Genomic DNA, 13,201 nt, shown 5'->3' with positions numbered 1-13,201 from the left:
TTTCTCTCTCCCGTTCCTATCAAGCATCTTATTAAAAGGAAGACTTTCCAGTGCAGCACGGTAAGCATCACGGGAAGCCCTGTCTGCTGCACAATCATAAAAGTTCTTCATTGTTCGATATATCTCCTTGCTGCAAACAATATATCCTTTTATTTCTTCTTTCGTTCTTTGTGGTATACCTTCTTTAACGTTACTAATATGTGTAATTGATGATACACCATTTCTGAATCGTCCAACCATTTGGATAGCATCAGTATAAGGGTCTATCATTGTATGTTCTGCAAAGTAAACATCGGTTAACATTATTACATGAGGTTTCTGTTCTAACTCAATATCCACAGCATTGAAAAAACGGCTAGTGAAAAAATTGTACCGTTTCATTTTATCAATGCTGCACTGTTCATAGGCATTGGTAAATTTATTCCTTCCCAACTTATCAACACTCTTTGGGGCACAAAAGACTGCGGAATCTTCCAATAAATCTAGTTGCTTCATCAATGAATATATAATATCAGTTGAATTGATAAACACACAAATCGGAAGTGGTGCAGCTTCCTCATTGTTTAGCTTGGATAGTGTATCTTTAAATGCTTGCAGCGTATTATTCGTATGATGAAGCCAAATCTCCTTTTTATAATCGAAAGTCGGCTGTATTTCTATCGTCTGAAAGTTCTGCTCCTTAAATCGAGGGTCATTCAATTCTATCGGTGTGGCAGAAACCAATGCTTTTTGGTCAAACTTAAAGAAATCATCTATCGGTAGTGTTATGTCACTCCGGTAATCCGCATCCTTCACTAGCTTATGACATTCATCAAACAGAAGAAAACAAGAACAATGCGCACTCATTTCCAGTTCTTCAAATGCGTCCTTTACTTTCTGAAAACTTTCGGGAGTAGTAAGTATCTTATAATACTTCTTCTTGCTCTTCTCCAAGTAGTTTACAATATCGTCAGTATATACACCTTCATATACTCCGAACAGATTATCATCTTTATGCTTAGGGTCATTGCACTTACCAATTATAACAGGAACATTCGGCTCAATGATAATCGAGTTACGTTTTGCTGTGATTTCTCCATAGGTAGCACCAAGTCCGGTCAACTTCTTATAAAGAATAGTATTCGTAGGAATTTCGGGAAGAACTTCGGTAAGGTATTGCACCTTACCGAGCTCACTAAGATTAATTTCTATTGTCATCTTCCTCATTAACGTCTATCACATCCATTCCTTCATTTTCGTATTCTTCCTGCTTGATTGCATCAAAATCAGGTGCATCTTGCAACAAATTTCCAGGAGTATTAGCTTCATTAATGAACTGGGACAACTCTTCTACTGGCTTTACATTTAACTTTTTCATAATTTTAAATTTTAATAGATTTATAAATATAGGGAAGGAATTGCGCCTTCCCCCGTTAATAATTCAATTATGCTATCAATTCTTTTTCCAATAAATAATCATATAACTCTTCTGTCCTTTCCAACCGGAAGAAAATCTTTCCTTTTCTGAAAAAAGCACTGGCAGTAATTTTCGCTCCATACTCACGAAACGTAGGAACAAATTGTAATGCTTTTCCCGCTAAAATCAGTTGCTTAAAAATTGATAGTTGAAAATCCTTATCTTCTCCTTCACTATAAGCCGTAACACTATTAGGATTAAAACCAAAATCTTCCGCTTGTCCTGTTTCCAAATAAGTACGTAACCAACTTAATCCTTCTTGATTCAATATCAAACAGAAACCTTGAATCTTTTTGGATTCAATCCAAGCACATGGATAGTTATCCTTGTTAGTGTAAAACTTAACATTCAATTGCTCACCTCTTTTCATCATTGCCTTTACAGTTTGCATTGCACCTTCATTGTCATAAGACTTAACTACTTTTTTTTCTCCAAATTCTAAATTCATAATCTTCATTTTAAAAAATTAAACATTAATGAATCTCAAACGAGGTGCGCACCTTTGTCTTTGATTACGCTGCAAAACTACGGAGAAATAGAAGCGTATGAAATGAAGAAAAAAACATAAAGAAATCCCTTTTTTTATGCTTAATTCTTTATGTAATCACAAATATCATAAATCACAATATATCAACAAATTATATGTATTTGCACAATAATCATCAATTAAATAAAGGCTATCATTTTTTATCTTTATATGTTTTACCAATATGATTTTAAATGTTCAACTGGATTATTGGGAGACATTTTGCACATGGGGATTTTCCACCAATTTGGACGAACTTCATATTTTTGTAAGTTCCTGATTGTAGCCCGCAAATTCAATATGTCATTTTTAGGACTGTCCTCATCAATCAGTTTGAGATATTTCAGTAACTCAAGAATAAAATTCCCCTCGTTATCTGTTAATCCTTTACCTTTGGCTGCAAATGATGAGTGGCGTAGTAGGTTATATATACTAAGAGTTATCGTATCAAGTATCGCATTTTCGCGCTTCCTCCCTCTTTTACCTATACTGGGATAATCTTTATCCAATTCCGTTTCCGCTTCTTCCAAAGTTGAAACTCCTAAATATTTATCAAGATATGGAGTTATCATATTGAGAAACCAACTATCATCATTCGTAAGCTCTATTTTCTGTTTGTTATATTCAATCGTGACAATATTACTCTTGGTCTTTTTCTTCTCATGAAACATCTTGTAAAGACGTAGCATATCCGGTCTGACAGAATAACTATACTTTAGTTGCGTTGGGTCAGCAATATAATCCTCAAAATCAAAATAGCCATTGGTCTGTGTGTATTTATAGTAGATACTTATAATAAGAAGAATAGCGTAAAATACATCTTGGTCTTGCTGTTCATAGGCTTCGTCCTCATTTTTATTGTATGTATTCCACAACGTTTCAATATACTCGGCTTTAAAATTACCACTTTCAAGGACTAAATTCTGTCCCACAGTCATGCTAAATTCATATTTGTCCTCATCTGTCCCACAATTTGGATAGGGAATCTCCTGCTCTTCCTTCTTTATTGACAAGTACAAATCCTGTATTTCTATTGGGAACTTATTACCCAAAAGATACACATCAGATATATAGTCCAGTTCATTATGAAACATTGAACGGCTGAATCCCACTTCACTATTCAGCCATGATTCGATTCGTTTTATCGTATTGATTGGTATTATTTGATATTCCATATTTTCAAACTTTGTCACAAAAATAAAAAATGTCGCTTCACCATAAAAGCAAAGCGACATTTTATTTTAAAGAAGATTCTTCATTGCTTCATCTATCTGCTCATTTTCAAAGCTATCAAGATAATACTGTGTCGTTGACAAACTTGTATGTCCCAATGATTCACTTATCAATGCGATGTTTACACCAGAACGTTTTAATACCGTTGCAAATGAATGACGTGCAACATAGGTTGTCAGCGGAATACTAATATCCAAATGAGCCCCTATCTTTTTAAGAGCTTTATTCATGCCTTTTATCACTTTTCTAATCCTGTCATATTGCTGTTGTTCAGTAATATGAAAATTACGGTCTAATATTGGGAAAACATAATCATTCAGTTGTGAGTTTGGTTTCCTATATTTATCTACAATTTGTACAGCTTGAGGTAAAAGTTGAAATGTAATAGGCTGCTTTGTCTTATGTCGTACAAAGCATATTCGATTATTCACAATATCTGAATACTTCAAATATGCTATATCAATCATATTCATACCACAACCAAGATAACTAAAAGAAAATAAGTCTTTAGTCAAATAAAGTAATGGACTATAATAAGTTGTTATCTCCATTAAATCAACATTCATTATTTTATGTATTTCAGCCTTAGTAATTGCCCTCTTACATTTACCCTTGCGATAATGAGATATTTTGAATTTTACAAAAGGATAATACTTCTCGTTCACCACATTATCTTCTATTGCTTTATTATAAACAGCACGTAATTCTCTCATTCGTATTCCAATCGTATTATCAGAATTACCACGTTTACGAAGATAAAGTTCATAACGCTTTAACCAATTTACATCAATATCCGTGAAAGGTATATCCAAGTTACCTGCGAATCTCAATACAGAATTATAACAACTAATGTAAGCTTTGGCATTACCTAACCGTTTCTCGGCAGTCATATACTGTATGATGTATTGAATATAATCTCCCACATTCTGTTTATTACAACTTCGTTCCACGTATTCAGCCAAAGATTGTGGAGTAAAGTCTTTACCAAGTGTTTTCAGTTCAAACATCATATTGACATATTCTTGTCTCGTTTGATTCATGATATTCAATAACTGTTCACGATTGGGATAGTTTCTTTTAGGTTCTTCCTTATCAAAATTCCAACAAGAAGCTTTGATTGAAATTCCCAAAGATTTAAAGTAACGTAACTTACCTTGGCTAATTCTCAACATTAACGGATGTTCTCCATTAGCTAAAACTTTTGATTTAAAACAAATAATGCCTATATTAGCATCCATAACGTAACATATTATTGTCACATTTTGGTTTGCGCTACGGTTTACACCGCTAAGCAAATAGGAGATATTTTAGAAGTCAGATATAAGATTTAGCAAAAGCCAAAATCTTCATAAATGACTTATATTCAGTAGCTCTGCTGGTAGCTTTCAAAGGCTTAGCCTTTGGAAGACGCAGGTTCATAATCATGAGGTCCCCGGTTCAATCCCGGGTCCCGCTACTTGATAAGAATAAGGCATTTGGGAGGCTTCCACTTCTGGGTGCCTTTTTCTTTTATACATCAATTGGTGCCGGTTTACACCAACGCAAATCATATATCAATCAGATTAAACATCCGTCAAATTCAATGTGGCAAGGTTCAACATATTAAAAAAATAGCCTCAACTTACAAAAAATTGAGGCTATCGAAATATCACTTAAAAAGTCTCTCTATTCCCATTCTATAGTCGCATTAGGTTTCGGAGACATATCATAACAAACGCGATTTACATTCTTCACTTCTTTCAGTATACGGTCTGTTATCTTCATCAGGATAGGCCATTCTATCGGTTCGATAGTAGCCGTCATAGCATCTACCGTGTTGACAGCGCGAATAATCACCGGCCAATCAAAAGAACGGGCATTATCACGTACACCAACAGATTTAAAATCGGGTACTACTGTAAAGTATTGCCATACCTTTTTATCCAATCCGGCAATCTGAAACTCTTCACGCAAAATAGCATCGGACTCACGTACAGCCTCCAAACGGTCACGCGTTATAGCACCTAAACAACGTACGCCCAAACCTGGACCAGGGAAAGGTTGACGGTAAACCATCTCATAAGGCAATCCCAACTCCAAGCCACAAGCACGAACTTCATCTTTAAATAATTGGCGCAACGGCTCCACAAGCTCGAACTTAAGGTCTTCAGGCAGCCCACCTACATTATGGTGAGACTTCACCATTTTAGCAGTTTTCGTTCCACTTTCCACAATATCCGGATAAATAGTCCCTTGCCCCAAGAAGTCAATACCATTCAGCTTACGTGCTTCTTCTTCGAACACACGAATAAACTCACCACCAATAATTTTACGTTTCTGTTCCGGATCTTCCACACCTGCCAGTTTATTCAAGAAACGATCGGTTACATCTACATAAATAAGATTTGCTTTCAACTGGTTGCTGAATACCTCAACCACATCTTCAGACTCTCCCTTACGCATCAAACCATGATTAACATGTACGCAAACCAGATTGTTACCAATTGCCTTCAGAAGTAAAGCTGCTACCACAGAGCTATCAACTCCACCCGACAGAGCCAACAATACTTTCTTATCGCCCACCTGACGCTTAATCAACTCTATCTGATCATTGACAAAGTTCTTCATGTTCCAGTTAGCTTCAGCTTTACAAACATCGAAAACAAATGATTTCACTGCCGCCTTTATAGCCTCAATATCATCCGCAAATTCTGCCAACTTCACTTCACAAGTTGCTTTATCGTGACCTGCAGCCATGACGGGAATCCCCAAAGTATAGATAGCCGGATTTACATCAATAGCAACGCCATCAATTACATTATTCGGTCCACCATTAATTATAATACCCTTTACATTGGGCAATGCTTTCAGTTCTTCCACTGTGATATCGTGAGGATAAATCTCACTATAAACTCCTAATGCACGGATGGCGCGAGCCAACACCGTATTCTCATGACTACCCAAGTCAAGGATAACAATCATATCCTGCTTCATCTGATTTTGGTTGTTTTTTAAGTTATTGTATTGTTTATTATTCACTATCGTTTCCAAACGGTCTGCAAATATAAAGATTTTTAGAGAGACTATAATACATTGATTCTCTAAAGTTTCAGAACAGAGTCGCGTTTTTTTGCTGTTATATTATTCCAAAGAAAAAAATGAAGTTATACAGACAAGCAAAAATAAAAAAAGAAGCATTCACAAACACTATAGAGTTTGAAAGACTTCTTTTATCCTAGATATTTTATACATTTGCTGCATAAAACATAATATTTCACCATGAACGAAGAGAAAAGTTCCTTTATAAAAGGTATAAATGAGCAACACCCAGCCGCTTATCATCAGCTTTATAATGAATATTATAAAGCATTGGTGTTGTATGCCATCAACTTTCTCTCTTCCCAACAAGCTGCCGAAGATATTGTACAGGATCTTTTTGCAACTATGTGGGAAAAGAAAATGAGATTCTTATCATTGCCTTCTTTCCGAACTTATCTTTATAATTCTATACGAAATGCCTCTCTTAATTATTTAAAACATCAGAATGTAGAATCTCTCTATCTTGAACGCTTGGCAAGCACTTATCGAGAAATCACAGAAGAAGAAGATACCAATGAAGAAGAAGTATACCGACTACTATTCCGTGCTATCGATAAATTGCCAACACGCTGCCGGGAAATATTCTTATTACATATGGATGGAAAAAAGAATGAAGAAATAGCTACTGCACTAGGAATTTCGATTGAAACAGTAAAAACACAAAAGAAAAGAGCTATACAATCTATCAAAGAACAGATGGGCACATGCTATTTTTTGCTCCCCTTATGTGACATTTTGTATAGTTCCAAGTTTTTTTCGTAACCAAAATAATCTTTTTTAGAAAGTTTGTACCTCTTTTTAATCTTCATGTTGTCTTATTAACAAATGATAAGACAATAAATATATGAAAATAAAATCTGGTACAGAAGAATTAATAGCCAAATATCTCTTCGGTGATATTACAGAGCACGAGAAAAAACAACTTGACAATTGGATCAAGACCTCTCCACAACACGAAGAGTTTTTCAATCGTTTACGAACAAGCGCATCATTTCGTAAGCGCTACGAGGCATATACACAGATTAACTCACATCAGGCATGGAAACATTTCAAAAAGAAATATTGCCAAGTATCAGTCACATCAATTCTCCTGAAATATGCAGCTATTTTAATATTACCTATAATAATAGCAGCAGGAGGATGGTACTTTTATATTGCTTCCGAAAAACAAATATCTGACAATCTAGCCTTAGGAGATGCCATACAGCCAGGAATTCCTAAAGCTACATTAATTTTAGCCGGGAATGACAAACAATCGCTTACTCCAACATATCCAACACCAGTTAAGGTTAATCATTCCACAACTGCTATAGCTCAAAATGGTGCGCTCATCTATCCATCAACACCCAATATAAATATAGATATATCTCAAAAACAGCAGCCTGAAATAGTAGAAAAAAACACATTAACAACTGAACAGGGAAACGAATTCAGAGTAACCTTTGAAGATGGAACAACCGTACACCTCAATTATAATACAGAAATACGGTATCCTGTAAAGTTTAGTAAGACTAAACGCACGGTTTATCTAAAAGGGGAAGCCTATTTTAAAATAGCCAAAGATGCTCGTCCTTTCTACGTTGTCACTGACCAAGGAATAATCAAACAGTATGGTACAGAATTTAATGTTAATACATTCACCTCTGGACGAACAGAAGTCGCATTAGTGAAAGGGAGTATCAGTATTATTCCTCAAGGAAGTACACAGGAACAACTCATAGAGCCGGGCCAATTGGCACACATTGAACAGAAAGGTAACAATATATCTATATACAATGTAGACCTCACTCCCTACATAGCATGGAATGAAGGACGACTTATTTTCGAAAATCGTACTTTAGAAAATATTGTCGAAATTCTAGAACATTGGTATAATGTTAATATTTCCTTTGGCACTTCCGAGCTTAAACAACTGCGATTTACTGGTAATATGGATCGTTATGCCACAATCAGCCCGATATTAAAAGCAATAGCACGTACTACGAATTTACAAATAAAAATAGAAGGAAGAGAAATTTTAATCACAGACAATTAATTACTAATTAAACAAGAAGAAAGAATGAGAAAGACAAAAAGTAGAGAAAGAATCCGAATACTTTCTCTGGTAGTAGTATTATTACTATTACCCACAATGATGCTTGCCATTCCAGAAAGTGGCAAAAAAGTAACTTTAAATCTGGAATCTGTCACTGTCAAAGATTTTTTCGATGCTTTAAGACAACAAACCGGATTAAGCTTTGTCTACAATACAGAACAGACAAAGTCACTGAAACCCATCACTATCCATGTAAAAGATGAAACTGTGGATAACGTACTACGTACCGTACTCAATGGCACGGGTCTCACTTACAGCATGGAAAGAGATATTGTCACTATCTCTAAAGTGGAACAACAAGGAAGCAAACGTATCGCAACAGGTATCGTTTCGGATGAAGAAGGATATCCTTTGCCCGGTGTTAATGTTGTGATTAGTGATCTTCAACGCTTTGCCATAACAGATAATAATGGTAAATATAATATAGAGATTCCAGCTAATACCGCATGTACTATCACCTTTTCATATATCGGAATGTCTACTCAGCAAGTAATGATTAATAGTGGTCGGAATGATGTACGAAAAAATATTACTCTAAAAAGTGATACTAAATTAGATGAAGTTATCGTTACTGGAATTTATACTCGTAAAGCAGAAAGTTTTACTGGAGCAGCAACTACTATTTCGAGCAAAGATCTGATGCGTGTCGGAAATCAGAATGTGTTCCAGAGTTTGAAAAATCTGGATCCTACAATATACATTGCAGATAATTTTGATATGGGCTCCAATCCCAATAGTGTTCCGGATATGTCAATGCGTGGAACTTCCAGTTTTCCAACGACAGAAAGCAGTTCTTTGCGCAGCAACTATCAAAATCAACCCAATCAACCTTTATTCATTCTTGATGGTTTTGAAACAACTGCTGAGACAATAATGGACATGGACATGAACCGAATTGAAAGCATTACAATTTTAAAAGACGCCTCAGCAAAAGCTCTCTACGGTTCTAAAGCAGCCAATGGTGTAATTGTTATTGAAACAAAACGTTTAACCGGAAATCAACAGCGTATTACGTATAATGGTAGTATTTCTTTGGAAATGCCGGATTTAACCAGTTATGACCTTTGTAATGCATTTGAAAAATTGGAAGCAGAACGTTTAGACGGAGTATATACAAGTAGTAGCGCCAATACACAAATCCAATTAGATCAATTATATAATGGACGACGAAAACTTGCATTAGAAGGATTAGATACCTACTGGTTATCCAAGCCACTTCACACTGGCATAGGACATAAACATAACCTAAATATAGAATTAGGCGATTCCCAAAATTTACGTGCAATCTTAGACCTTACTTATAATCAGATTACTGGGGTTATGAAGGGATCTGACCGCCGCAATATATCGGGTGATATAAATTTATCATACAGACATAACAAACTATTACTAAAGAATATCCTATCAATCATATCTAACAAAAGTAATGAGTCCCCTTATGGAGAATTTAGCGAATATTCCAGAATGAATCCATATTGGCAAGCAACTGATGAAAATGGGAATATAGTTCAATGGGTAGAACAAATTGGCTCAACATCAAGCAAAGTAGCTAACCCTATGTATAATTCTATTATCGGAACCAGCTTTACTTCCAGTTATTTACAATTCACCAATAATTTTTATGCAGAATGGCAAGTTGATAAAAACTGGAAAGCAACAGCACGTATAGGAGTCTCTGAAAAACGAAATGATATGGATGATTTCTATCCCGCCTCACATTCCATTTTTGCAAATGTTAATGATATACTTAAGCGTGGTAAGTATATTATGGAAAATGGTAAATCCAGTTCTATTTCCGGAGACTTGAATATAAACTATAATAATCAATTTGGTAAACATACTATCTTTGGAAATGCCGGTGCCTTTATCTCCGGAGAAAAATCATCAGCATATCGACACACGGCAGAAGGTTTCCCCAATAATCAGAAGGCAGATATTTCATTCGCAAAACAATATGCAGAAAACAGTACCCCTACTGGTTATTCCACAATTAACCGTGAAGCCAGCTTCCTATTAGCCGCTTCGTATGATTATGACAATCGTTATTTAGCCGATGCAACTGTTCGGGAAAGCGCATCTTCCTTATACGGTTCAGATAACCGTTGGGCCAATAGCTGGTCTTTTGGTATTGGATGGAACCTGCACAATGAAGCCATCTTGAAAGGTGTTGGATGGATTAAACAGTTAAAACTTCGGGCCTCGATTGGTTTGACTGGAAATCAAAACTTTGATACCAACGCAGCAATTGCTACATATAATTATTACACAGGCGTCGTATATGGAGGCTTAGCTGGCAAATTTACAGGAGCTTATTTAGCATCTATGCCTAACTCCAAATTAAAATGGGAACAGAAAAAGGATCATAATATAGGAATTGATATGAGAGTTGCCGGATTATCCCTTTCTGTTGACTATTACTCAGCAGATACCAAGAATATGTTAACCGATGTAACAATCCCAACTTCTACAGGGTTCGCAATAGTAAAAGATAATTTAGGATTGGTACGTAATTCTGGAGTTGAAGCTAAAGCTAATTATACAATATGGCAAGGAAAAGAAGGTTTTGTAAATGTATATGGAACATTTGCCTATAACCGAAATAAAATAATTCGTTTGTCAGAGAGTATGCGGGCTTACAATGAAAAAATGATGAAACAAGCAGAAGATAATAATACCTCTGCACCTGTATTAATGTATCAAGACGGATTATCTATGAAAACAATATGGGCAGTTCCTTCAGCCGGTATTGATCCGCAAACCGGACAAGAAATATACATTAAAAAAGATGGTACCTACACCTATACTTATTCAGCCAATGATATGGTCGCTGCTGGTAACTCCGATCCTAAGTATCGTGGTACAGGCGGTTTCACAGCCGAGTATAAAGGTATCGGATTAAGCGCTACTATAAGTTATCTTGCTGGTTGTCAAATGTATAATTCAACCCTCGTCAGTCGGGTAGAAAATGCAAATATTGCTTACAATGTGGATCGCCGATTGCTAATTGGTCGTTGGACTACTCCCGGACAAGTAACACCATACAAGAAATTTAATTCTGAAACAACTACACGTGCTACCACTCGCTTTGTACAGGATCGGCGTGAATTATCACTCTCTTCCATCAGTGCATATTATGAGTTTCCCAGTTCCATTTATAGGAAATTAAGTATGCAACGTCTGCGTTTATCATTCTATTTAAATGATATTGCAACGTTCTCTTCTATAAAAATAGAACGAGGTTTAAATTATCCTTTCGCAAGAAATATGTCGTTCTCATTAACAGCCACTCTCTAAATTTTATAAAGATGAAAAAATACATATTAATCCTATTAACGTCCGTAGTAACATTATCCTCTTGCAGCGACTGGTTCGATGTTACTTCAGGGTCTGAAATTCGAGAAAAAGATCATTATAGCACTCTAGCCGGATTCCAACAATCTTTAATAGGTTGTTATATTAGCATGACAGACAATGCCCTTTATGGTAAAGAATTATCCTGGTATGCAATTGAAATATTAGGTCATCAATTTAATCCTGTGACTTCCAATTCAAGTAATAGTAGAGAAATGCAAGAATATGAAAAATTCAATTACGACCACACACAAATATTCTCGGACATCGAAAATATCTGGGCTAAAGCATATTCTGTAATAGCCAATGCCAATGAAGCATTAACTAATATGGAAGGACAGGAGTCAAGTCTGAACGAAGTCTATTATCATGTTATCAAAGGAGAACTTCTTGCCATTCGTGCATATATACATTTTGATCTGTTGCGCCTATATGGATATGGTGATTGGAAAAACCGTTCCGCAGAACTAAACTCTAAAAAAACGATTCCATATGTAACAACTTTATCATCGATCCCAACTCCTCAACGCACAGGAAAAGAGACACTTCAAATGATTATCAACGATTTGGAAGCCGCAGAAAAATTATTAAAGGAATACGACCCGATCACAAAAAAACATCCGGCTTCTTATTACACAAGTATAGATGCAGATGGTTTCTTCAAAGATAGAACTTTACGACTCAATTATTATGCAGTCAAAGCATTGGAAGCACGTGTATATTTATGGGAAGGCAGTAAAGAAAGCATAGACAAAGCTTTAAATGCTACTGAAGAGATAATCACAGCTATCGGTGATAATGGAATTGTTATGGACGATATGTACACTTACTCCTACCTGTTACCAGAAATTTCTCAATCTAACCGTTCTCTAGCATCCGAAGCTTTATTTAGCCTAAATGTTTCAGACGTTACGTCCAAAATTACCTCATATATAATACCCAACTTCGTCAACACAGACTATACAGCTATGTATATATCTCCAACAGATGTTGAAAATATATATGAAGGCATAAATTCAGATGTTCGTTTCACACGAATGTTAGATCAAACCCAAAGTGATTCCAGAGGATATGTCCCTATGAAAATTCATCAAGCAAGTTTAGACGAATTCAATAAGAACCGCTTGTCTCTAATACGCTTGCCTGAAATATTCTATATTGCTGCAGAATGCTATGCAACAAGTGCAACCCCAAATCTTGACATGGCATTACAAAGGCTAAATAAGATTCGCGAAAACAGAGGTATCAGCACCCCTCTTGAAAATCTAAATGCAGATCAAATCATAAAAGAAATACAAAAAGAATATCACAAAGAATTCATTTCCGAAGGTGTCATGTTCTATTACTATAAGCGAACAGGGTGTAAATCTATTCCTAATTATAGTGAAGAGATGACAGATACGCAATATTTATTGCCTTATCCTACCTTCGAAATACAATCCGGTCGTGTACAATAAACAAT

10 protein-coding genes are annotated in these 13,201 nt (G+C 35.7%); 4 read left to right on the top strand and 6 right to left on the bottom strand.

Translation table 11 applies throughout. The annotated features are described in order from the left end of the window. The 6 genes from BXY_RS04635 to guaA all read right to left on the bottom strand — a co-directional run. The coding region (locus tag BXY_RS04635; RefSeq protein WP_457851319.1) for a DEAD/DEAH box helicase family protein at nt 1-1,206 on the bottom strand (1,206 nt) is incomplete at its 3' end. Then, complete coding sequence (locus tag BXY_RS04630) at nt 1,181-1,357, bottom strand: hypothetical protein (protein WP_015531307.1); 177 nt, start codon at nt 1,355-1,357, stop codon at nt 1,181-1,183. The genes BXY_RS04630 and BXY_RS04635, both read right to left, overlap by 26 nt. A gap of 67 nt (nt 1,358-1,424) precedes the next feature. Beyond that, the gene (locus tag BXY_RS04625) at nt 1,425-1,913 is read right to left on the bottom strand and encodes a hypothetical protein (protein ID WP_015531306.1); all 489 of its coding nucleotides are present in this window, start codon (nt 1,911-1,913) and stop codon (nt 1,425-1,427) included. A 245-nt stretch (nt 1,914-2,158) separates the two neighbouring features. Next, nucleotides 2,159-3,157 carry a hypothetical protein gene (locus BXY_RS04620; RefSeq protein WP_229098082.1) on the bottom strand — a complete coding sequence of 333 codons (999 nt, stop codon included), beginning with the start codon at nt 3,155-3,157 and terminating at the stop codon, nt 2,159-2,161. A gap of 66 nt (nt 3,158-3,223) precedes the next feature. Continuing rightward, nucleotides 3,224-4,453, bottom strand: coding sequence for a site-specific integrase (locus tag BXY_RS04615; RefSeq protein ID WP_015531304.1), 1,230 nt, complete (start codon nt 4,451-4,453; stop codon nt 3,224-3,226). Between the two features lie 427 nt (nt 4,454-4,880). Next, entirely contained in the window at nt 4,881-6,188 is a 1,308-nt protein-coding gene (guaA, locus tag BXY_RS04610) for a glutamine-hydrolyzing GMP synthase (RefSeq protein ID WP_004314576.1), read from the bottom strand. A gap of 285 nt (nt 6,189-6,473) precedes the next feature. Between guaA and BXY_RS04605 the strand changes: the two genes are divergently transcribed. The 4 genes from BXY_RS04605 to BXY_RS04590 all read left to right on the top strand — a co-directional run bounded on the left by BXY_RS04605 (nt 6,474) and on the right by BXY_RS04590 (nt 13,196). Beyond that, nucleotides 6,474-7,055, top strand: a complete 582-nt coding sequence (locus BXY_RS04605; protein WP_004314577.1) for an RNA polymerase sigma-70 factor — start codon at nt 6,474-6,476, stop codon at nt 7,053-7,055. An 82-nt stretch (nt 7,056-7,137) separates the two neighbouring features. Beyond that, nucleotides 7,138-8,328, top strand: a complete 1,191-nt coding sequence (locus BXY_RS04600) for a FecR family protein (RefSeq protein ID WP_004314578.1) — start codon at nt 7,138-7,140, stop codon at nt 8,326-8,328. Between the two features lie 24 nt (nt 8,329-8,352). After that, a complete protein-coding gene (locus BXY_RS04595) occupies nt 8,353-11,682 on the top strand; it encodes a SusC/RagA family TonB-linked outer membrane protein (RefSeq protein ID WP_004314579.1) in 3,330 nt (1,109 codons plus the stop codon). An 11-nt stretch (nt 11,683-11,693) separates the two neighbouring features. Then, nucleotides 11,694-13,196: a RagB/SusD family nutrient uptake outer membrane protein gene (locus BXY_RS04590; protein WP_008771507.1), complete on the top strand. Its 1,503-nt coding sequence runs from the start codon at nt 11,694-11,696 to the stop codon at nt 13,194-13,196. Nucleotides 13,197-13,201 lie beyond the last annotated feature (5 nt).

The organism is Bacteroides xylanisolvens XB1A, assembly GCF_000210075.1.
Classification (GTDB): domain Bacteria; phylum Bacteroidota; class Bacteroidia; order Bacteroidales; family Bacteroidaceae; genus Bacteroides; species Bacteroides xylanisolvens.
Note: the sequence above shows the minus strand (reverse complement) of the source record. Positions and strands in the feature narration are given on the sequence as shown.

Bases quoted from the DNA above. Each gene is read 5' to 3' on its own strand.
- BXY_RS04630 (WP_015531307.1), bottom strand. From the start codon at position 1,357: ATGAAAAAGTTAAATGTAAAGCCAGTAGAAGAGTTGTCCCAGTTCATT.
- BXY_RS04625 (WP_015531306.1), bottom strand. From the start codon at position 1,913: ATGAAGATTATGAATTTAGAATTTGGAGAAAAAAAAGTAGTTAAGTCT.
- BXY_RS04620 (WP_229098082.1), bottom strand. From the start codon at position 3,157: ATGGAATATCAAATAATACCAATCAATACGATAAAACGAATCGAATCA.
- BXY_RS04615 (WP_015531304.1), bottom strand. From the start codon at position 4,453: ATGGATGCTAATATAGGCATTATTTGTTTTAAATCAAAAGTTTTAGCT.
- guaA (WP_004314576.1), bottom strand. From the start codon at position 6,188: ATGAAGCAGGATATGATTGTTATCCTTGACTTGGGTAGTCATGAGAAT.
- BXY_RS04605 (WP_004314577.1), top strand. From the start codon at position 6,474: ATGAACGAAGAGAAAAGTTCCTTTATAAAAGGTATAAATGAGCAACAC.
- BXY_RS04600 (WP_004314578.1), top strand. From the start codon at position 7,138: ATGAAAATAAAATCTGGTACAGAAGAATTAATAGCCAAATATCTCTTC.
- BXY_RS04595 (WP_004314579.1), top strand. From the start codon at position 8,353: ATGAGAAAGACAAAAAGTAGAGAAAGAATCCGAATACTTTCTCTGGTA.
- BXY_RS04590 (WP_008771507.1), top strand. From the start codon at position 11,694: ATGAAAAAATACATATTAATCCTATTAACGTCCGTAGTAACATTATCC.